The following is a 20,968-nucleotide window of genomic DNA, read 5'->3' as shown; positions in this document are numbered from 1 at the left end:
AACGGGCGTCGATTATAGCGGCAGCGGCCAGCCGGCCGCCCCGGCGGCCGCCATCGCCCGACCGGCAAAGCCAGATCAGCGAGCAGCCTCACCAACGCGCACGGCCAACCAGCGCAGCAGCGCCAGGACAGGAACGGCAACTGCGGTGCCAGCAGGTAGCCCCTGCCCGCTCGCGCTCCGCCCCCAGCACGCCAGCCCACCTCCAGCCCCGCAGCTCGCAACTGCTTTCCCCGATACCCGATACCCGATACCCGATACCCGATTCCCGATTCCCGAATCCCGAATCCCGAATCCCAGCCCCCAATATGCGAAACTTCCACGATGACAATCGTTCTCATCGCGTTCGCCTTGTATCTGCTGGCCACGGCACTGCTCACCCGCTCGGTGCTGCGCGATGGCAACCAGGCGCCTGCACGCTGGCTGATCCCGGCACTGGCGGCCGTGGCTCTGCACGCCGGGTACCACGTACTGGTGGCGCTGCGCACCGCCGGCGGGCCGGACATGCACTTCTTCGCGGCGCTATCGCTGTGCGGCCTGGGCATGGCCGCGCTGACGGCGGTGTTCGGCGCGCGCGGGCGCATGGCGGCGGTGGGCGTGGTGGTGTTCCCGCTGTCGGCGATCCTGCTGGCCTGCTATCACGCTTACGGCCACGAACCGAGCTCGGACCTGGGCTGGCGGCTGGAACTGCACGCGTGGATGGCGCTGCTGGCCTACGCCACGTTGGGCATCGCCGCGTTGCTGGCGATCATGCTGTGGCTGCAGGAGCGCGCCCTGCGCCGGCGCGACTTCCACACCTGGCTGCGCGCGCTGCCGCCGTTGACCGAGCTGGAGACGCTGCTGTTCCGCACGATCACCGTCGGCTTCGTGCTGTTGAGCCTGACCCTTCTGACCGGCCTGCTGTTCGTGCAGGACTTCCTGGCGCAGCGGCTGCTGCACAAGACCGTACTCAGCATCCTGTCGTGGATCGTGTTCGGTGCGCTGCTGATCGGGCGCTGGCGCAATGGCTGGCGCGGCACCAAGGCGGTGCACTGGACGCTGACCGCGATGGCGCTGCTGGTGTTGTCGTTCTTCGGCAGCAAGTTCGTGATCGAACTGGTGCTGGGGCCGCGCTGATCGCGTTGGCTCCAGGCCCGTCCAGGCCCCGCCTTCGCCACACCGCCCGCGCTCAGGCGTCCAGCGCAGCGCTCACCGCCGCCCACGGCTGATCCGGCCCCGGGCTGGCGAAGTGATAGGCGATGTGGCGGCGGTAGACCTGCCCGGGCCGCAGGATCGTCGATGGGAAATTGGGGTGGTTGGGCGCGTCCGGGTAGTCCTGGGGCTCCAGGCAGACGCCGCGGCCGAGTCCGGGATGGTGGTCGTCCAGATGCTGGCCTTCGTAGAGTTGCACCGCCGGTGCGTCGCTGCTGATGCGCAGCGCCACGCCACTGTGCGGCGAGTACAACTCGGCAACGCAATCGGCCCCGGCGGCCAGCACCAGGCATTGGTCGTAGCCCTTGCCGAGCACCACCTGCGGATGCGACGGATCGCTTTTGTCGGCCAACGCCGCAGCATGGCGGAAATCGAACGGCGTGCCGGCGACGGAGGCGATTTCGCCGGTCGGGATCGATTCGGCATCCACCGGCAGATAGCGATCGGCCGGCACCCGCAGCACCTGCAGCGCGGCGCGCCGATGCGGGTCGCCGGATAGGTTGAAGTACGGGTGATGGGTGAGGTTCAACGCGGTGGCGGCATCGCATTGCGCCTCGAAGTCCAGCTGCAGGCTGCGTCCGCGCAATTGCAGCCGCGCCCGCACCTGCAGATTGCCGGGATAGCCTTCTTCGCCATCGGGCGAGTCGTAACCGAGCAGTACCTGATCCGGTGCCTGCTCCAGCACGCTCCACACGCGCCGACCGAAGCCGCGCAGGCCGCCGTGCAACTGGTTGCGCCCTTCGTTGGCCGCCAGCGTGTGGGTGACCCCATCCAGCGTGTAGCGCGCGCCGGCGATGCGGTTGCCGAAGCGGCCGACCAGGATGTTGAGGCTGTCGCCATCGGCGGCGTAGGCCGGCAGATCCGGCAATGCCAGCAGCAGCGGCACCACCCCATGCTCGGTGGTCAGCCGCAGCGCATGCAGGATGCCGCCGTAGGTGAGCACCTCCGCCTCCAGCCCGGCAGTGCTGCGCAGCGTGAGCGCGTGGACTTCGACACCGTCTGGCAACTGCCCGAACACTCGCTGCATGGATCGTCCTGCCGATACTGGAAGCTGGCGAGCATAGCGGGGGAGCGCGGTCGCCGACCATGCCCCGGCGCACATCCTGGCGTGCGATGCGATGATCGTGTCGGCGAGACCTGCGCTAGCCCTGGCTGATTGATTGCGATGCAGCGACAACTTGCCATTGCAGGCACTAGGCTAGCGACGCGCCCGCCCCGCAGCGGCGTGTGACCACCTCGATCGATCAGCATAGGAGCGCCAAGCCGATGCAGTGGATTTCCCTCGCTTTGCGAATCTCACCGGGACGGCTGTTGCAGGCTGTCGTTGGCGCGGCCTTGCTCGCCAGCGCGCTCGCCGCCCCTGCGGCCGAGGTCAAGGTGACCGGCACGCTGCGCGTGGACCAGCCCGGTGCGCAGGTGTCGCGGCAGCTGTTCGGCCAGTTCGCCGAGCATCTGGGCACCGGCATCTACGGCGGGGTGTGGGTCGGCGAGGACTCGGCGATTGCCAATACGCGCGGCTATCGCAACGATGTGCTGGCCGCGTTGAAGGCGATTGCAGTGCCCAACATCCGCTGGCCCGGCGGCTGTTTTGCCGACGAATACCATTGGCGCGATGGCGTCGGTGTGCCGGCCAAGCGCCCGGTCAGTGTCAACACGCACTGGGGCGGCGTGGAAGAGTCCAACCGCTTCGGCACGCACGAGTTCATGGACTTCACCGAACTGCTCGGCACCCAGGCCTATATCGCCGGCAATGTGGGCAATGCGGCGCCGGACGAGATTGCGCAGTGGGCCGAATACATGACGGCGCCGACCCGCTCGAGCCTGGCCAACGAACGCCGCGCCAATGGCCGCGATGCACCGTGGCAGGTGCCCTACTTCGGCGTGGGCAACGAGTTGTGGGGCTGCGGCGGCAACATGCGCGTGGAATACGCGGCCGACGTCTATCGGCGCTACCAGACCTTCGTCAAGCCGCCGGCCAATCAGAAGATCCTCAAGATCGCGCCCGGCCCCAACAACGACGATTACCACTGGACCGAGGTGATGATGCGCGAGGCCGGCACGCTGATGGACGGCCTGAGCCTGCACTACTACACCGTGCCAGGTGGCTGGCCACCGCGCGCCTCCTCCACCGACTTCGACGAAGCCGCCTGGATCGACACCCTGTCGCGCACGCTGGTGATGGACGAGCTGATCCGCAAACACAGCGCGATCATGGACCGCTACGACCCGGGCAGGAAGGTCGCGCTGGTGGTGGACGAATGGGGCACCTGGTACGCCGGGCTGCCGGATGCGAACCCGGGCTTCCTGCATCAACAGAACACGCTGCGCGATGCACTGGTGGCGTCGTTGAACATCGACATCTTCAGCGCGCATGCCGAGCGCGTGCGCATGGCCAACATCGCGCAGATGGTCAACGTGCTGCAGGCGATGATCCTCACCGACGGCGACAAGATGGTGCTGACGCCCACCTACCATGTGTTCGCGCTGTACAAGCCCTACCAGGACGCCACCCAGCTTCCGTTGCAACTAAGTACACCCGAGTATCGCCATGGCGACGTCCACGTGCCCGCAGTGCACGGCTCGGCGGTCAAGGCCAGGGATGGACACGTCTATATCGCCCTGACCAATCTGGATGCGACGTCGGCCGCGAGCGTCAGTGTGCAGGTGGATGGCCTGACGGCGCGCGGGGTGACCGGACAGATTCTGACCGGGCCGGCGATCACTGCGCACAACACTTTCGCCCAGCCACATGCGGTGGAACCCAAGGCGTTCAAGGGGGCACGCATGCAAGGCAACGCAGTGACTATCGAGCTGCCGGCACGCTCGGTGGTGATGCTCAAGCTGGAGTGAGCGATGGCGGCGGCAGCATCAACTGCCGCCTTAGTCGTTGGTCGAGAACGACGACTGCGCAAACTGCGTCTTCAGCGTCGTTCGCTCTCAAGCAACCCGGCGTCCATCACGCATCAGCACGTCACGCCCGCGTGCGCCCCACCGAACAGCGCACGGACCAGGCGCTCTCCAGATGTCAGATGCTGGCTACACCCCCGGTCGCTGCATGAGCCGGCGCCGGCGCGGGCTCGGCAATACGCCATTGCACCGGCAGGCGTTCGAGCACGTGCTCCATGAAGGCGCGCACCTTCGGGGTGAAGTCGCGGCGATCGGCGACGCAGAGGTAGATCCGCAGCGGCTCCGGTAATGCCTGGGCGGTGCTGCCGAGATCGGAGACAAACAGCGGCTGCAGCTCGCCGCGCTGCAGGTAAGGCTGCACGACATAGGCGGCCAGGCGCGCGATGCCGCCGCCGGCCGCGGCCATGGTGGCGAGCGCATCGATATCGTCGCTGACCATCGCCTTGCCCAGCTCGGGCTGGAAGCGCACGCCATTGCGCACGAAATTCCACGGCAGGCAGCGCCCGTCGACCGGATAACGCAACAGCAGGCAATCGTGATATTTCAAGTCGTCCGCACCCTGGGGCGTCCCGCAGCGCGCCAGATACTCGGGCGCTGCGCACACCACCAGCGGCACCTGGGCGATGCAGCGTGCGACCAGGCCGTCTTCCAGCTGCGCTTCGATGCGCAGGCTGACATCCACGCTTTCCTGCGCGTGCTGCACCGCCCGGTCGGTGCACAGCAGCTCGATCTCCAGCTGCGGGTACTGCTGACGCAGGGCCGGCAGCATCGGGGCGAGCACGTGCCGCGCGAAGGCCGCGGTGCTGGCCACCCGCAAGCGCCCCGCCGGCGCCTGCTGCGGCCCAGCCACCGACTGGCGCGCGCGCTCCAAGTCGCGCTCCAGCTGCCGCACCTGCTCGAAGTACAGCGTGCCGCGCTCGGTCAGCGCCAGGCTGCGCGTGGTCCGGTGCAGCAGACGCACGCCCAGGTGCTGCTCCAGCCGCGCGATGTTCTGGCTGACCGCAGCCGCGCTGATGCCCAGCAACTTGGCGCCTCCGGCAATGCTGCCGGCATCGACAGTACTGACAAAGCTACGGATGGACTGAAGAATGTTCATTGGTCAGGCGAGTATTACCAAACGATTCGTAAGTTTTTCTTACGTAAGCCGCAAGGCTACGCGATCTACCCCGCCCGCGGTGGCGTCTCTACAGTGCTGCCCATCACGCCGATCCGCGGCAACCAAAGGCCACTGCATGTCGTCATCTCCCCCCTCCTCCCCATTGCTGCGCCCGCGCTGGAAACTCGGCGTGCGCACCACCCCGTTCGTGTTCGCGTTCTATATGGCCGCGATCATGGCCTTGCTGATGTGCCTGGTGATCACCGGCGCCAATACCGGCCTTGCCCCCGGCTACCTGTGGCGCGTGCTGGATGCCTACCGCATTGCGATGCCCACCGCGTTCTGCTGCGTGCTGGTGGTGCGACCGTTGGTGATACGGCTGGTGGCCTGGACGGTGCATGCCGGGCATTGAGTCTGGCGTATGCGGCATGCGCGAAACGCTGCCGCAGGCAATCGTGCCGATGCATCCGCAAGGCCATCGATGTGCCGCAGCACGCGGCTTGCCTGCCACGGTGGCATTCCGATGGCGTTCCCAGCGCCGTAGCCACTCCAGAGCCTGCCAACGCGTGCATGCGTTGGCGCTCGAAGCATCTGCCGGCTTGAATGCAGTGACCTGGACGCCACAGATGCCGTCGCGCCAGAACGAAACATCCGCATCTAGCTGCTGCCACGCAGCATCCGCCCCATGCAGTCTGCGACCGCCGTCATGCCAATGATGGATTATTCCGGAATGAACACCACGGAACTGAAACGCGCCACACAATTGCTTTGACACTGAAGTAGCCGCTGCGCAGCGTCACCTCTCCCTGGACGTCGGTCCACTTTTTGGAGACGCACGCAATGAACATGCTACGCAGTGTCGCTGTGCAGTTCGCCTTGCTATGCGCAGTGGCGATGACGCCAGGTGCGCACGCGCAAACCCTGGTCTGGGAAGACAACTTCAATGGCCCCGGCATCGATGGCAACAAGTGGACCTACGACGTCGGCAACGGCTGTCAGATCGGCCTGTGCGGCTGGGGTAACGGGGAGATGCAGTACTACACCAGCCGCGCCGAAAACGCGCGTATCGATAACGGCCGGCTGGTGATCGAAGCGCGACGCGAAGCGTTCCAGGGCATGCCGTTTACCTCGGCGCGTCTCAAGACCGAAGGCCGCATGCACTTCAAATACGGCACGCTGGAGGCGCGCATCAAGACGCCGGTGGTGGGCAACGGGCTATGGCCGGCGTACTGGATGCTGGGCACCATCGGCGTGTGGCCAGGTCGCGGCGAGATCGACCTGCTGGAAGCCGGCATGGCCGCGGCGATCGCAAATGGCACCGCCAATCGCCGTATCGGCGCCGCGGTGCACTGGGACTACAACGGCCAGCAAGCCGACTACGACACCAGCTACACCAGCCCGGTGGATCTGCATGCCGACTTCCATGTGTACCGCATGACCTGGGACCCGCAGTTCATCCGCGTGTCGATCGATGGCCAGCAGTACTTCGAGTTTGCGATCTCCAATATCGAAGGCGCCTCGCTGCACGAATTCCATCAGCAGCAGTATCTGCTGCTCAATCTCGCCGTGGGCGGCACCTATACCGGCATCACCTCGCCTGCGGCGGTGACCGCGCCGTTGCCGGGCAGGATGGAGATCGATTACATCCGCCTGTATCAAAACCCCGATTCGCAGCTGTACGTGGGCGCGCAACACGCGGCGCCCGCAGGGCGCTTCGGCGTGTTCACCGAGCAGGCCGATACCAGCGGGCGGCTCAACTTCGGCCAGGATGCCGAACTGTATCTGTGGAACAACCTCACCCCGATTGCGCAGGCGCCGTTCGAAGGCAGTAACGTGATGGCCTACCGCGCCAACGCCGGTGCCTGGTATGGCCTGGGCATCCAGACCGACTATCGCAACATGGCCGCCTATGCCGGCGGCGCGCTGAAGCTGCACCTGAAAACCACCACGCCATCGACCTTCAAGATCGGCATCAACACCAGCTTTGGCGACAGCTGGGTGGATTTTGTCGCGGGCGGCAATCAGTACGGCCTGGTGCGCGATGGCGCCTGGCACGAGGTGACCATTCCCTTCAGTGCGTTCTACGACCTGGATCTGCAGGCAGTCAAACAGATGTTCATGCTGGTGGCCGATCCGCCGGCTGCGCCAGTGGAGATCGCCATCGACAAGGTGTATTACCAGAGCCGTTGAGCAGCGCAGGCGCAGGACGCTCGGTCACGGCCCCTGCAGCGCAGGACACCGCAGCCAACGCTCAGGCGTTGGTTGCCACGCCTTTCAACACATCGATCAGCTGACGCAGGCGATACGGTTTAGGCAGGAAATCCACCTGCGCCGGCAGCGGCGGCAATTGCGCCTTTGCAAACCCCGAGGCCAGGATCACCCGCGCCTGCGGCAGCAGCTGCGCCACGTGTTCGCTCAGTTCGATGCCCGACATGCCGTTGGGCATGCGGATGTCGCTGAAGACCACATCGTAGGGGCCGTTCTCGCGCAGCATGCGCAAGGCGGTGTGGCCGTCGTCGGCGGTTTCGACGGTGATGCCTGCGTCGCGCAGCGCCTCGCCGATCAGTTCGCGCAATTCCTGCTGATCTTCCACCATCAACAGACGCAGGGATTCAGTCATGCTCAGCCTCCTCGATGGCCGGGAGAAACAGGGTAACGGTGGTGCCGCGGCCAGGCGCAGTGTCCAGCTCGACGAAGCCACCGGATTGGGACGCAAAGCCGTGTACCTGGCTCAATCCCAGGCCCGAACCCTTGCCCACGTCCTTGGTGGTGAAAAACGGCTCACTGGCGCATTGCGCCACGTGTGCCGACATGCCGGGGCCATCATCGCGTACAGCAATGCTGACGTAAGCGCGCGGCCGGCCATGCGGATCGGATGGCGCAGCACGCTGCTGTAGCGCCGTTTCCAGCACGATGGTGCCGCCGCCCGGCATGGCATCGCAGCTGTTGAACACCAGATTGAGCAAGGCCGCCTCAAGTTGGCCCGGGTCCACGCGGATATCGGGCAACTGCTCGGCGAACGCCAGCGACAGCACGATCCCGGCCGGACAGGCACGCCGCAGCAGCTCCAGCGAGCGCGTCACCACCGCGTTGGCGCCGTGGCGTTCGGGAATCAGCCGCTGCCCGCGCGCAAAGGCGAGCAGCTGGCGCGTCAGCAAGGTGCCCCGATCGACTGCCGTCTGCGCCGCGTCCACCAGCATGCGCGTACGCGCGTCGTCGCCGGCACGCAGCGCGATCAGGTCCAGGCTGGTCACCATCACGGTCAGCAGGTTATTGAAATCGTGCGCCATGCCGAGCGTCAGGCGGCCCAGCGCATCCACCTTCTGCGACTGCAGCAGGGCATGCTGCGCATGCTGCAACAGCTGCTGCGCCTGGTGCCGCTGGTCGATGTCGCAGGTGACCTTGGCAAACCCCACCAGCACACCGAATTCCAGCACCGGCTCGATCGCCACGCTTGCCCAGAAGCGCCTGCCGTCCTTGCGCACCCGCCAGCCTTCGGTGGCAAAACGCCCCTCGCGTCTGGCGGTGTCCAGATTGCGGGCAGGTTCGCCGCCCTGCGCATCCTCCGGCAGATAGAAGCGCGAAAAATGCGAGCCAATGATCTCGGCGGTGGTGTAACCCTTGATGCGCTCGCCGCCGGGATTCCAGCTGCACACGTGGCCGCCCGTATCGAGCATGTAGATCGCGTAATCGGACACGCTCTGCACCAACAGCTGGCACTGCCGGCTGTCGTGAGAAAGCGGCCCCGCACTGTCGACGGCCGTTTCCGCATCCATCACGCAACTTTCCCCCGGAAAAGCGCGCGACCATAGTGACGAGTGCGTGAAGGCTGCGTGCAAGCCGACCCGGCTGCAGAGCGTCAAAATCCCGGCGATTTGCGCGTGAAAGTTATCGGCTACCATGACCGCCCTCCCCGTCCGGTCCGCGCCTTTATGCAGAACATCTCGACCACACGCGACCGCTGGGTGTGGGTGATCGCGGGGGCCCTGATGGCCGGAACGCTCGGCGTGGAATTGGTCACGCCGCTCGGCTATGCGGTGTGGCTGACCTATTTCGTCGCGGTGGGCGTGACGGTCTTCCAGAATCGCGTGCAGGTGCCCCTGGTGGTCGCCGCGCTCTCGTGCGTGTTGCTGGCCGTCGGTTTTCAGCTGGCGCCGTCCAGTACCAGCTCGAGTTTTTCCTCGATCAACCGCAGCATCGGCGGGGTGTCGTTCCTGGCGATGGCGCTGGTGGTGATGCAGGCCATCCGCGCGCGCCGCCAGGCCGAACTGGCGCTGTGGCTGCAGCAGGCCGAAAACACCGTTGAAGCCAGTTTGCGCGGCGATCACAGCCCCGACGATCTGGCCAATGCCGCCGTGCGCGCGCTGTGCGACACGCTGGATGCGCAGGTCGGCGCGTTGTATCGCATCGAGGGCGAACGCCTGCGTCTGACCGGCGGCGCCGCGCTGCCGGCCGATGTGTCCAGGACATTGCCGACCGATGCCGGCCAACTCGGCGAGGCCTTGCGCAGCGGCACGGTGCGCCGGGTGCGCGGTGTGGAAGCCGGACATCTGCAGATCGCCTCGGGCCTGGGCCGCAGCGCCTGCCAGGAGCTGCTGCTGGCACCGGTCATCGCCGATGGGCGGGTGATCGGCATCCTCGAGCTGGGCCGCGCCGCTGCGCCGGGCACGGCCCGCACGCGCGAGGAAGAACTCCTCACGCGCTGCGGCGAGAACATCGGCCTGGCCTTACGCACGGCATTGCTGCGCGCGCAGCTGGTGGCCCTGCTGGAAGAAACCCAGCGCCAAAGCGAAGAGCTGCAGACCCAGCAGGAAGAGCTGCGCGTGGCCAACGAGGAGCTGGAGGAACAAAGCCGCAGCCTGCAGCAGTCGCAGAGCGATCTGGAACTGCAGCAAGCCGAGCTGGAACAGACCAACGTGCAGCTGGAAGAACGCACCCAGGCGTTGGAAGCGCAGAAGCAGGCCTTGCTCATCGCGCAGAATCAGTTGGTGCGCAACAGCAACGAGCTGTCCACCGCCTCGCGCTACAAATCCGAGTTCCTGGCCAACATGTCGCACGAGCTGCGCACGCCGCTCAACAGCGCGTTGATCCTGGCCAAGCTGCTGTCGGACAACAAGGACGGCACGCTCAGCCCCGAGCAGGTGAAATACGCGCAGGCGATCCTGTCGTCCAACAACGATCTGCTGGCGTTGATCAACGACATTCTCGACCTGTCCAAGATCGAGGCCGGGCATGTGGAACTGGCCGACGAAACCGTCGCCACCAGTTCGGTGCTGCAGCGCCTGCGCGAAACCTTCGAGCCGCTGGCGCGCCAGAAGGGCCTGGCGTTGCAGCTGGCTGCCGAATCGGACGCACCGACGCAACTGGTCGTCGACAGCCAGCGCCTGCAGCAGATCCTCAAGAACCTGCTGGCCAACGCGATCAAGTTCACCGAGCACGGCAGCGTCAGCCTGTCGATCCAGGCGCACACGCCGGGACGAGTGCTGTTCAAGGTCAACGACACCGGCATCGGCATCGCGCACGAACAGACCGAGATCATCTTCGAAGCGTTCCGTCAGGCCGATGGCAGCACGCGCCGTCGCTACGGCGGCACCGGCTTGGGCCTGTCGATCTCGCGTGATCTGGCCCAGCGCATGGGCGGCAGCATTCGGGTGGACAGCCAGCCCGGACACGGCAGCTGTTTCACGCTGGAATTGCCGATCGACGGCGCGCCGGCCGAGCTGGTCACTGCAGCACAGGCCAACGCGGGCGCGATGGCGATCGGCACCGCGCCGTCGTCGCAATCCGCCAGTGGCACGGCCATGGCCTCGCGCCTCGATGGGCGCGCAACGGGTGCGTCCACGGGGATGCCGCTGCCGATTCCGGCAGCCGCCGCCCCGCCGCTGCAGCGCGCCGACGATGATCGCGACCAACGTACCCGCCCCGGCCGGCTGATCCTGGCGGTGGAAGACGAAGCACGCTTTGCACAGGCGCTGGTCGACCTGGCGCACGAGCTGGACTTCGATTGCGTGGTGGCGCCCAGCGCCGAAGAAGCGCTGCGTCTGGCCGCCGAACTGCGCCCCAGCGGCATCCTGCTCGACATCGGCCTGCCGGATGCGTCCGGCCTGAGCGTGCTCGAGCGCCTCAAGCGCGATCCGGCCACGCGCCATATTCCGGTGCATGTGGTCTCCGCGCTGGAGCGCAGCCAGATTGCGCTGGAACTGGGCGCGGTGGGCTATCTGATCAAGCCGGCCACGCGCGAGCTGCTGGCGGGCGCGATCCGTCAACTGGAAGACACCAATGCACGCGCGGTGCGCCGCCTGCTGATCGTCGAAGACGACAGCGCGCTGCGTGCGAATCTGCAATTGCTGCTGGCGCGCGATCAGCTGGACATCATCGCGGTGGGCAGCATTGCCGAGGCGATGCAGCAACTGGCCGGCTCGACCTTCGACTGCATGGTCACCGATCTGGCGCTGCCCGACGGCAGCGGCTACGACCTGCTCGAGCGCATGGCCGGCAACGATGCAGTCGCGTTTCCGCCGGTCATCGTCTACACCGGGCGCGCGCTCACCCGCGACGAGGAACAACGCCTGCGCCGCTATTCCAAGAGCATCATCATCAAGGGCGTGCGCTCGCCCGAACGCCTGCTCGATGAGGTGACGCTGTTCCTGCACAGCGTGGAAGCCTCGCTGCCCAGCGACCAGCAACGCCTGCTGCGCGAAGCGCGCCGCCGCGACGCGGTGCTGGACGGCGCCACCGTGCTGCTGGCCGAGGACGACGTGCGCAACATCTTTGCGCTCTCCAGCGTGCTCGAGCCGCTGGGCGTGACGCTGCAGATCGCCCGCAACGGCCGCGAGGCGCTGGAACATCTGGCCAAGCACGAGGTGGACCTGGTGCTGATGGACATCATGATGCCGGAGATGGACGGCCTGACCGCGATGCGCCAGATCCGCGCCAATCGCCAGTGGCAGGATCTGCCGATCATCGCGCTGACCGCCAAGGCCATGGCCGACGATCGCGAACGCTGTCTGGAGGCCGGTGCCAACGACTACATCGCCAAGCCCATCGACGTGGACAAGCTGGTGTCGCTGTGCCGGGTGTGGTGCTCGCGGCAATGAACGCGGTGGAGCTGTTCGACCTGGAGCTGCGGGTGCTGCTGGAAGCGGTCTACCAGCGCTACCACTACGACTTCCGCGATTACGCGGTGTCGTCGCTGCGCCGGCGCATGCGCCACGCGATGGCACGCCTGGAGTGCACCCGCGTGGCCGATCTGCAGCACCGCCTGCTGCACGAACCGGACACCTTTGCGCAGGCGATGCAGTTCTTCACCGTGCAGGTGTCGGAGATGTTCCGCGACCCGGCCTACTTCCGCGTACTGCGCGAGCATGCGGTGCCGGTCTTGCGCACCTATCCGTCGATCAAGCTGTGGGTGGCCGGCTGCAGCACCGGCGAGGAAGTCTGGTCGCTGGCGATCCTGTTGCACGAAGAAGGCCTGCTGGAAAAGGCGGTGATCTACGCCACCGACATCAATCCCGAAGCACTGGGCATGGCCGAGGCCGGCGCCTTCGGCATCGACCGCATCGCGCAGTTCAGCCGCAATTACCTGGATGCCGGCGGCCGCGGCTCGCTCTCGGATTACTACACCACCGCCTACGATGGCGCGGTGTTCGATCGCCGGTTGAAGCGCAATATCGTTTTCGCCGACCACAGCCTGGCCACCGATACGGTGTTCTCCGAAGTACACCTGGTGTCGTGCCGCAACGTGCTGATCTATTTCAACCGCAGCCTGCAGGACCGTGCCGTGGGCCTGTTCCACGATGCATTGGTGCACCGTGGGTTCCTGGGCCTGGGCAGCAAGGAGTCGCTGCAGTTCGGTGCACATGCGCAGGCGTTCGAAACCGTGGCGCGCGAGCAGCGCCTGTTCCGCAAGGCGGCGGCATGAACGCAATGCACGCGGCGGCGGCGCAGTTCGACGCGATGGTGATCGGTGCCTCGGCCGGCGGCGTCATGGCCCTGCAGGCGCTGTTGTCCAGCCTGCCTGCAGACCTGCCGATGCCGGTGCTGGTGGTGTTGCACCTGCCGCGCGACCGCACCAGCCATCTTGCCGAGCTGATGGATGCACGCTGCGCCTTGCCGGTGCGCGAGGCCGAAGACAAGCAGCCACTGCTTGCCGGCAGCGTGACCATCGCCCCGCCCGACTACCATCTGCTGGTGGAAACGCGCGACAGCCTGGCGTTGTCGATGGATGCACCGGTGCTGTTCTCGCGCCCGGCGATCGACCCGCTGTTCGAATCGGCGGCCGACGTCTTCGGGCGGCGCCTGCTGGCGATCCTGCTCACCGGCGCCAGCAGCGACGGCAGCGCCGGCGTGGCGGCGGTGCGCGCAGTCGGTGGCACCGCCTGGATCCAGCGCCCCGACGATGCCGCTTCACCGCTGATGCCCGCCTCCGCTCTCGCCTATGCTGGCGCCGATGCGGTGCTCACCCTGCAGGCGATCTGCAGCCGACTGGAAGCCTTTCACCCATGAATCTCACCGCGACCGGCCTGGCTGCGCACAGCAATGGCGACGAACCCGCCAAGCTGCTGATCGTCGACGACGTGCCGCAGAACCTGGTGGCGATGGAAGCGCTGCTGCAGCGTGACGGCCTCCAGGTGCTGTGTGCCGCGTCCGGCGCGCAGGCGCTGGAGCTGCTGCTCGAACACGACGTGGCGCTGGCGCTGCTGGATGTGCACATGCCGGAAATGGACGGTTTTTCGCTGGCCGAACTGATGCGCGGCTCGCAGCGCAGCCGGCATGTGCCGATCATTTTCCTGACCGCATCGCCAAACGACCCGATGCGCGCCTTCCAGGGCTACGAAACCGGCGCGGTGGATTTCCTGCACAAGCCGATCGAGCCGCACGTGATCCTGAGCAAGGTCAATGTGTTCATCGAGTTGTACCAGCAGCGGCGCCTGCTCAAGGCACGCAACGCCTCGCTGGAACGCGCGCTCACCCTCAACGAAACCATGATGGCGGTGCTCACCCACGACCTGCGTACGCCGCTGTCGGTGATCTTGCTGTGCGCCGACAAGCTCGGCCTGGATGTGGAGGCCGATGGCTCGGCCGCACGCACGCTCGATCACCTGGAAAACAGCGCGCGGCGGATGGCGCGGATGGTCGAGCAGCTGCTGGATTTCTCGCGGCTGCGCAGCGACGGGCTGTCGATGCAGTTCGGCCCCTGCAATCTGGGCGAAGTCACCCACAGCGTGGTGGGCGAAGTGGCGCAGGCCAACCCGCACACGCCGATCGACCTGCGTACCGAAGGCGATCTGGACGGCGATGGCGATGGCGATCGCCTGGCCCAGGTCGTGTCCAACCTGGTCGGCAATGCGGTGCTGCATGGCGGCAGCCAGCCGGTGCGGGTGCATCTGGACGGACGCGAACGCGACACGCTGCGGCTGTCGGTGCGCAATGTCGGGCGCATCCCGGACAGCCTGATGCCGCGCCTGTTCGAGCCGTTCAAGGCCAGCTTCCATGCCAGCCAGGGCCTGGGGCTGGGCCTGTTCATCGCAGACCAGTTCGTCAAGGCGCACGGCGGCACGCTGCAGGCGCGCAACGAAGACGGCGACGTGGTGTTTGAAGCCGTGCTGCGGCGACACAATCTGGCCGCGTAATCGCGGCCAACGGGGCGACAAGCATCACGCCGGGCGTTCGCCGCGGCGCCCGGCAAGACGTGATGGGTGATCGAAGCCCGTGCAACCCCGATGCTGGCGGCCTGTCGCAACCCCAGCCCATCGCGACAACATAATCCCTCTGACGAACTCATCCAGGACGCCTCACGCAGCGCGCGGCGCATGCGATCCGACAACGGAAGCCGGCACGAAGACGGTTTGCATCGTCATGCGGGCGCGACCAGTGCCCGCATGACGGATGCGCCGTATGCTCGTACTCCACGCCCCGTCCCGGCGCAGCGTTGCAGCCTGTTTCGATCGCACCAGCATCTGTCGTCATCATCCGGCGCACGCCGTGCGCCATGTCCGAGGAGGTGGTCATGTCGTATGTGGATGGATTTGCACTCGCGGTACCCACGGCCAACAAGGCCGCGTTTCTGGAACATGCCCGCATGGGCGATGCCATCATCATCGAATACGGCGCGCTGCGCGTGGTGGAGTGCTGGGGCGATGACGTCCAGCATGGACAACTGACCGACTTCCACCGCGCGGTCGCTGCCGGCGAGGACGAAACCGTGGTGTTTTCGTGGATCGAATGGCCGGACAAGGCGACCCGCGATGCGGGCATGCGCAAGATGATGGACGACCCGCGCATGGACCCGTCGGTCAACCCGATGCCGTTCGATGGCAAGCGACTGATCTACGGCGGCTTTGTTCCGATCCTGAGCCTGGGGCAATCGGGCTGAGCACTGCAGCGCGCGTGCGCCAGCTTGTGGCATGAGCGCCGCACACCCGGTGTTGCGGCAGTGGCCGACGGCACCGGGCCTTAGACAATGGCAGTTACACTGGCCGCATGCAGCCGCGCTCGCCGCCCACGATGCGCGGGCGCAGCGACTGCATTGCCTGCCACCGGAGACCACCGCATGACCGACGCACCGCTTTTAGTCGCCTGCCCGAGCTGCGCTGCGATGAACCGTGTCGCAGCTGCGCGTCTGCGCGATGCACCCAACTGCGGTAGTTGCCACAAGCCATTGTTCCTGGGCACGCCGGTGGCGCTGTCGGAGGCCGATTTCGATAAGCATGCGGTGCGCAGCGCGCTGCCGTTGGTGGTGGATTTCTGGGCGCCGTGGTGCGGGCCGTGCCTGAGCATGGCGCCGCAGTTTGCCGCAGCCGCGGCACTGCTCGAACCGCAGGTCCGGCTGGCGAAGGTCGATACCGATCTGCATCCGGCGCTTGGCACGCGCTTCGGCATCCGCAGCATCCCGACCTTGCTGGTCATCCGCGGCGGCAGTGAGCTGGGCCGTCACTCCGGCGCGGCGAGCAGCGCGCAGATCGTCAGCTGGGTGCAGTCGGTGTTGCGCAGCCGTTGATACAAAAAACCCGCTGCATGATGCACGCAGCGGGTCTGTTCTACGTTCTACGATCGGCATCACTGCGGCACACGCGCAGTGATGCAGTCGATCGATCAAGCACCGGGAGCGGCTGACCAGAGCACTGTGCAGCCGCTGGCGACTTTTCAGTCGCTCTTATTGCCAGTTGACGTTGACCGACACGCCCACCACGCGCGGCTCGTTGTACACCGCCGCCATGTAGTTTTCGATCACGCCCTTGACGTTCTTCTCGTTGGTGATGTTGCGCGCAAACGCCGCCACCTCCCACGCGCCATAGCCGCCGGTGTAACCGAGCTTGAGGCCGCCTTCGAAATTGCCGTTGGCGCGGAACTCGGTGGAGTCGTACAGCACGAAGCTGGTTTCGCCCTGCTTGTTCCAGTCGGTGGAGACGAAGAAGGCGCCATCGTTGCCCACCGGAATGTCGTAGCGCGCGGCCAGGTTGAGGTTGTACTTGGGCGCGTTGGGCAGCGGGTTGCCGTCGATCTGCGCAAAGGTGTTGGCACCGACGCGGATGGTCGGGTCGTTGACCGTGCACACCACCACGCCGTTGAGCGCACAGGCCTGCGCGTAGACGCGATCGTCGTGGATTTCGCTATGCAACAGGCTCAGGCCGGCGGTCAGCGACAGGTTGGAGATCGGGCGCCAGTCCAGATCCGCCTCCAGGCCGTAGGCCTTGGCCTTGTCGGCATTGAACAGCACGCCGTTACCGTCCGAGTCGTTGCCGTTGAGCTGGATGTCGTCCACCGTATAGGAGAAGCCGCTGACGTTCAGACGCAGGCGGTTGTCGAACAGGCTGCTCTTGATGCCGGCTTCCCACGACAGGATGGTTTCCGAATCGGCGGTGGTGAAATCCGAATTGAACACCGCGCTGCGGCCCTGGATGGTCGGGCCGCGGAAACCGCGTGCCACGCGCGCATAGACGCTCAGCTCGGGATTGACCTCATACATCGCGCTGAGATCCCAGCTGGGCTGGGTGTCGGACATGCGCACGTCGCGACGGCCGCGATAGGTCACCGCACCGGCGGCGGTATCGGCGGTCTTGAGCAGGCGGGTTTCCTTGCTGTCCTTGGTCTGGCGCAGACCGGCAGTCAGGGTGAGCGCGTCGGTGGCCTTGTAGCTGAGCTGCCCGAAGCCGGCCCAGGAGGTATTGGTGTTGCGCAGGCGCACCCAGTTGTTGGGGTTGCGCGCGGCGGTCTGCAGGAAATACGCCCGCTGATAGAAATCGGTGGTGTCGCGCCCGTCGAAGTAGAACGCGCCCACCTGCCATTGCAGAGCGTCGTCGCCTTCGCTGGCCAGACGCAGTTCCTGGGTGTACTGGTCCAGGTCGCGGATCTGCCCCATCGACTGGCCGAAGCCGTTCGGCACGCCGTTGACCGGGTAGTTCGCCGCTGCGCCGCCATCGGTGTCGCCACGGCTATAGCCGGAGGTGGTCTCGTAAGCGGTGATGGAGGTCAGCGACACGCCGCCGAAATCGTAGATCGCCTTGATCGAGCCGCCGTCGGTCTGATACGCCTGCGGGTTGTCGTGCGCCTCGTCGTAGGCCACGCGATCGCGCGGCACGTCGACCTTGTCGCTGCCGCGCGTGACCGCATTGCGCAGGAACAACGTGGAGGTGCCGTCGTAGTCGCGCGTATGCACCGAGCCCAGCAGCGAGAACGCGTCGTTGGGCTTGAGCAGCAACTGCAGGCGCGCATTGCGGTCGTTGTAGCCGCCCATTGCATCCTTGCGCGGGGTACGCGTGCCGTCGGCGCTGCTGCCGGCGAAGGTGTTGTCCACCCAGTCGTCGCGGTGCTGGTACAGGGCCGACACGCGGAACGACAGCACGTCGTTGATCGGCCCACCGAAGCCGCCATCCAGCGACACGGTGTTGTAGCTGCCGTAGCTGGCATCGACGCGACCGGTATACGTATCGCCGGGTTTGATGGTGTCGAACTTGACGATGCCGGCGGTGGTGTTGCGGCCGAACAAGGTGCCCTGCGGGCCGCGCAGCACTTCGACCTGGTCCACGTCGTAGACCGGGTTGGACTTGAGCACCACGTGTTCCAGCACCACGTCGTCCTGGATGATGGACACCGGCTGCGAAGCGCCGAGATAGAAGTCGATATTGCCCAGGCCACGGATATAGAAGCGCGGGAAGATGCGCCCGGTGGTGGTCTCGGCATAGAAGCCCGGTACGCGGCCGGACAGCGCCAGCAGCGTGTCGTCGCCACCGGCGGTGAACTCGCGCATCGCCGCGCCCTGCACCACGCCCACCGACACCGGCACTTCCTGCAGGTTCTGCTCGCGATGTTCGGCAGTGACGGTGACCGTATCCAGCGCGGTCGGGCTGCCCTCACCCTCACGCGTCGGCGCCTGCTGCGCAGAGGCAGCAGCGGCCAGCGAGGCAAGCAGCAGGCCGGCGCAGGCACGCGCCAGCGGCGTGCGCTGCAAGGCGGCGCGACGGCGTGCGGGTGCGTGCGTGGTGGCGGACGTCAGGGACGCGGAGACAGACGAGTACAACGACATGCGAGATGATCCTTGGGTAGGTGACGCGAGGGGTGACACGGAGGCAAACGTGGCGATCAACATGACTGCGCGGCGATCAGTCGGGCACGGCCGGTACTTGGAATCGGCACGTCGCACTCGTACACGCCGGTTCCTCCCCCACCGTCCGCACCCACCTGACCCCTGCTCGCCACGTGTTGTTGGCCACTCCAGCGTCCGTCGGCACCGGGCATGCCGGCCGACGACGCAAGGTGGCGCCGCGCGCACGATATGTCAGCAATGTTGCAGCTCTATGGCAAGCGTGCCGTTGCGCACATGGCCGCCGTTGCAGAGCCATGCCGCGACGCGCGCCAGGCATTTCGAAACGGCATGCCTGCGCTGGCCGCGTGCTGTCATGCTGGCGCCATGCGGACGCGCTCAGCGGAGAGGAACAGAGCTTGAAACGACTTGGATGGATGGCGGGCGTACTGGCCGCAGTGAGTTGTCAGCTGGCGCAGGCCGGCAGCGCGGTGTTCAGCCGGATCGACTACCAGGGCGATGACGGCGGCCCGATACCGACCGCGGCGCAGTACCGCAACCCGGTCGTGGCCGGTTTCCATCCTGACCCGTCGGCGGTCCGCGTCGGCGACGACTTCTATCTGGTCAATTCCAGCTTCGGCTATTTCCCCGGCCTGCCGGTGTTCAAGAGCCGCGATCTGGTGCACTGGACGCAGATCGGCAACGCGATCGATCGCCCCGATCAGATCAAATACGGCAACGACGAACTCACCCGCGGCCTGTTCGCCGCCAGCATCAGCCACCACGACGGCACCTTCTACATCGCAAACACCTGCTTCTACTGCGATGGCGGCAATTTCCTGATCACCGCCAAGGACCCGGCCGGGCCCTGGTCGGACCCGATCTGGCTGGATGCCAAGGGCATCGATCCATCGCTGTTCTTCGACGACGACGGCAGCGCCTGGCTGGTCAACAACGATGTGCCGGCCGGCAAGCTGCGTTACGACGGGCACCGCGCGATCTGGCTGCAGCGGCTGGATCTGGCCAGCATGAAACTGGTCGGCACGCGCCAGGTACTGGTGGATGCGGGCTTCCAGCCGGCCAGCAACCCCGAGCATATCGAAGGCCCGCACCTGTTCCGTCGCGATGGCTATTACTACCTGACCGCAGCCGAGGGCGGCACCGGCGAGCAGCATGCACAGATGATCTACCGCAGCCGCCAGATCGCCGGGCCCTACCAGCCCTGGAGCGGCAATCCGGTGCTGACCCAGCGCGATCTGGACCCCAGCCGCAGCGCGCCGATCACCTCCGCAGGCCACGCGCAATTGGTCGAATTGCAGGACGGCTCCTGGTGGGCGGTATTCCTGGCCACCCGCCCGTATCAAGGCAACCACTACACCCTGGGTCGCGAAACCTTCCTGCTGCCGGTGCAATGGCGCGACGGCTGGCCGGTGATACTGCCGCACGGCACGGCTGTGCCTGCGGTTGCCACGCGCCCGCCGCTGCCGGCAGGCACGCAGGACGCACCCACCAGCGGGCCAATGCAGTGGAGCGAGCATTTCCAGGACGCGCGCGTGCCGATGCAATGGATGACCATCCATCCGCCAACGGCGCCGTGGTATGTCACCGGCCCGCAGGGTCTGCGCATCACGCCCTCGAGCGTGGCGCTGGGCGATATCGGCCGCGGGCAGCCGGCGTATCTGGGCCACCGTCTGCAGCATCACCACGCCACGCTGGCGGCGACCGTCGATGGCAGCACGCTGGCAGCGGGCGAACAGGCGGGGCTGGCGATCGTCGCCAGGGAAACGCATTACCTGGCCTTACTGCTGGTGCGCGAGGATGCCGGCATGTCGGTGGTGCTGTCGCGCCGCGCCGGGACGCAGGAGCCAGGCAGCGGCACCGTGCTGGCGCGCGCGCCGCTGGCCGATGCAACCCAACCGGTCACGCTGCGCTTCGCCCTGGATGGCGCACGCGTGCATGTGGATTACGCAGTCGGCAGCGGCCAGTGGCAGACGCTGCTGGAACAGGGCGATGCCCGCATGCTCAGTACCGACAGCGCCGGCGGTTTCCTGGGTGCCACGTTTGGCCCGTACGCGTACGCGCAGTGAGCGCACGCACGCCAACGACACGCCGGTGCTGCCGGCGCACTGCACAGGCATCCACTGCAGCCAGGCGCGTGCAGCACGGCGTGTCAGGCACAGGCGGCGCACACCTGAAACACACGCAGCTGGACACTGGTTTGGACGCGCGCAACGCCTGAGGCGTCGCGGCACATC

The 20,968-nt window shown here is 66.4% G+C and carries 16 protein-coding genes and 1 other RNA gene; 12 read left to right on the top strand and 5 right to left on the bottom strand.

Annotated features, from left to right (window positions below):
- Positions 1-321: 321 nt before the first annotated feature.
- The gene (locus AC06DU_RS06320) at positions 322-1,113 is read left to right on the top strand and encodes a cytochrome C assembly family protein (RefSeq protein WP_016901491.1); all 792 of its coding nucleotides are present in this window, start codon (positions 322-324) and stop codon (positions 1,111-1,113) included.
- A gap of 52 nt (positions 1,114-1,165) precedes the next feature.
- Here AC06DU_RS06320 and AC06DU_RS06315 read toward each other — a convergent pair whose 3' ends face one another.
- Positions 1,166-2,215 carry an aldose epimerase family protein gene (locus AC06DU_RS06315; RefSeq protein ID WP_478203822.1) on the bottom strand — a complete coding sequence of 350 codons (1,050 nt, stop codon included), beginning with the start codon at positions 2,213-2,215 and terminating at the stop codon, positions 1,166-1,168.
- 239 nt (positions 2,216-2,454) lie between these two features.
- On the opposite strand from AC06DU_RS06315, the gene AC06DU_RS06310 reads away from it, so the two are divergent.
- Positions 2,455-4,038: an alpha-N-arabinofuranosidase gene (locus AC06DU_RS06310; RefSeq protein ID WP_478203821.1), complete on the top strand. Its 1,584-nt coding sequence runs from the start codon at positions 2,455-2,457 to the stop codon at positions 4,036-4,038.
- A gap of 175 nt (positions 4,039-4,213) precedes the next feature.
- Here the strand turns inward: AC06DU_RS06310 and AC06DU_RS06305 are convergent, their stop codons facing one another.
- On the bottom strand, positions 4,214-5,191 hold the full coding sequence (locus AC06DU_RS06305; protein ID WP_102581767.1) for a LysR family transcriptional regulator: 978 nt from the start codon (positions 5,189-5,191) through the stop codon (positions 4,214-4,216).
- Between the two features lie 136 nt (positions 5,192-5,327).
- Here AC06DU_RS06305 and AC06DU_RS06300 point away from each other — a divergent pair, with 136 nt between their 5' ends.
- Both AC06DU_RS06300 and AC06DU_RS06295 read left to right on the top strand, forming a co-directional pair.
- Positions 5,328-5,603, top strand: a complete 276-nt coding sequence (locus AC06DU_RS06300) for a DUF2798 domain-containing protein (RefSeq protein ID WP_039511453.1) — start codon at positions 5,328-5,330, stop codon at positions 5,601-5,603.
- Positions 5,604-6,031: 428 nt separating this feature from the next.
- Positions 6,032-7,381 carry a glycoside hydrolase family 16 protein gene (locus AC06DU_RS06295; RefSeq protein ID WP_478203819.1) on the top strand — a complete coding sequence of 450 codons (1,350 nt, stop codon included), beginning with the start codon at positions 6,032-6,034 and terminating at the stop codon, positions 7,379-7,381.
- 61 nt (positions 7,382-7,442) lie between these two features.
- Here AC06DU_RS06295 and AC06DU_RS06290 read toward each other — a convergent pair whose 3' ends face one another.
- Entirely contained in the window at positions 7,443-7,811 is a 369-nt protein-coding gene (locus AC06DU_RS06290) for a response regulator (RefSeq protein WP_102581770.1), read from the bottom strand.
- Positions 7,804-8,967 (bottom strand): ATP-binding protein, encoded by a 1,164-nt coding sequence (locus AC06DU_RS06285; RefSeq protein ID WP_478203817.1) that lies wholly within the window; start codon positions 8,965-8,967, stop codon positions 7,804-7,806. The genes AC06DU_RS06290 and AC06DU_RS06285 overlap by 8 nt, the downstream gene beginning before the upstream one ends.
- Positions 8,968-9,123: 156 nt before the next feature.
- Between AC06DU_RS06285 and AC06DU_RS06280 the strand changes: the two genes are divergently transcribed.
- From AC06DU_RS06280 to trxC, 6 genes are all read left to right on the top strand, one after another.
- Positions 9,124-12,288, top strand: a complete 3,165-nt coding sequence (locus AC06DU_RS06280; protein WP_478203816.1) for a response regulator — start codon at positions 9,124-9,126, stop codon at positions 12,286-12,288.
- Positions 12,261-13,112, top strand: a complete 852-nt coding sequence (locus AC06DU_RS06275; protein ID WP_172454412.1) for a CheR family methyltransferase — start codon at positions 12,261-12,263, stop codon at positions 13,110-13,112. The genes AC06DU_RS06280 and AC06DU_RS06275 overlap by 28 nt, the downstream gene beginning before the upstream one ends.
- 5 nt (positions 13,113-13,117) lie before the next feature.
- A complete protein-coding gene (locus AC06DU_RS06270) occupies positions 13,118-13,696 on the top strand; it encodes a chemotaxis protein CheB (RefSeq protein ID WP_167763526.1) in 579 nt (192 codons plus the stop codon).
- On the top strand, positions 13,693-14,823 hold the full coding sequence (locus AC06DU_RS06265; protein WP_024938077.1) for a hybrid sensor histidine kinase/response regulator: 1,131 nt from the start codon (positions 13,693-13,695) through the stop codon (positions 14,821-14,823). The genes AC06DU_RS06270 and AC06DU_RS06265 overlap by 4 nt, the downstream gene beginning before the upstream one ends.
- A gap of 377 nt (positions 14,824-15,200) precedes the next feature.
- The gene (locus tag AC06DU_RS06260; RefSeq protein ID WP_046345870.1) at positions 15,201-15,566 is read left to right on the top strand and encodes a DUF1428 domain-containing protein; all 366 of its coding nucleotides are present in this window, start codon (positions 15,201-15,203) and stop codon (positions 15,564-15,566) included.
- Positions 15,567-15,743: 177 nt separating this feature from the next.
- Positions 15,744-16,190, top strand: coding sequence for a thioredoxin TrxC (gene trxC, locus AC06DU_RS06255; RefSeq protein WP_478203815.1), 447 nt, complete (start codon positions 15,744-15,746; stop codon positions 16,188-16,190).
- A 156-nt stretch (positions 16,191-16,346) separates the two neighbouring features.
- Here trxC and AC06DU_RS06250 read toward each other — a convergent pair whose 3' ends face one another.
- Positions 16,347-18,716, bottom strand: coding sequence for a TonB-dependent receptor (locus tag AC06DU_RS06250; protein ID WP_478203814.1), 2,370 nt, complete (start codon positions 18,714-18,716; stop codon positions 16,347-16,349).
- Between the two features lie 108 nt (positions 18,717-18,824).
- On the opposite strand from AC06DU_RS06250, the gene AC06DU_RS06245 reads away from it, so the two are divergent.
- Positions 18,825-18,901, top strand: a non-coding RNA gene (locus AC06DU_RS06245) — sX9 sRNA.
- 249 nt (positions 18,902-19,150) lie between these two features.
- Entirely contained in the window at positions 19,151-20,800 is a 1,650-nt protein-coding gene (locus AC06DU_RS06240) for a glycoside hydrolase family 43 protein (protein ID WP_478204372.1), read from the top strand.
- Positions 20,801-20,968: the final 168 nt, after the last annotated feature.

This window comes from Xanthomonas sp. NCPPB 3200 (assembly GCF_056393585.1).
The sequence above is the reverse complement of the archived record's forward strand: the minus strand, read 5'-3'. Positions and strand labels throughout refer to the sequence as shown.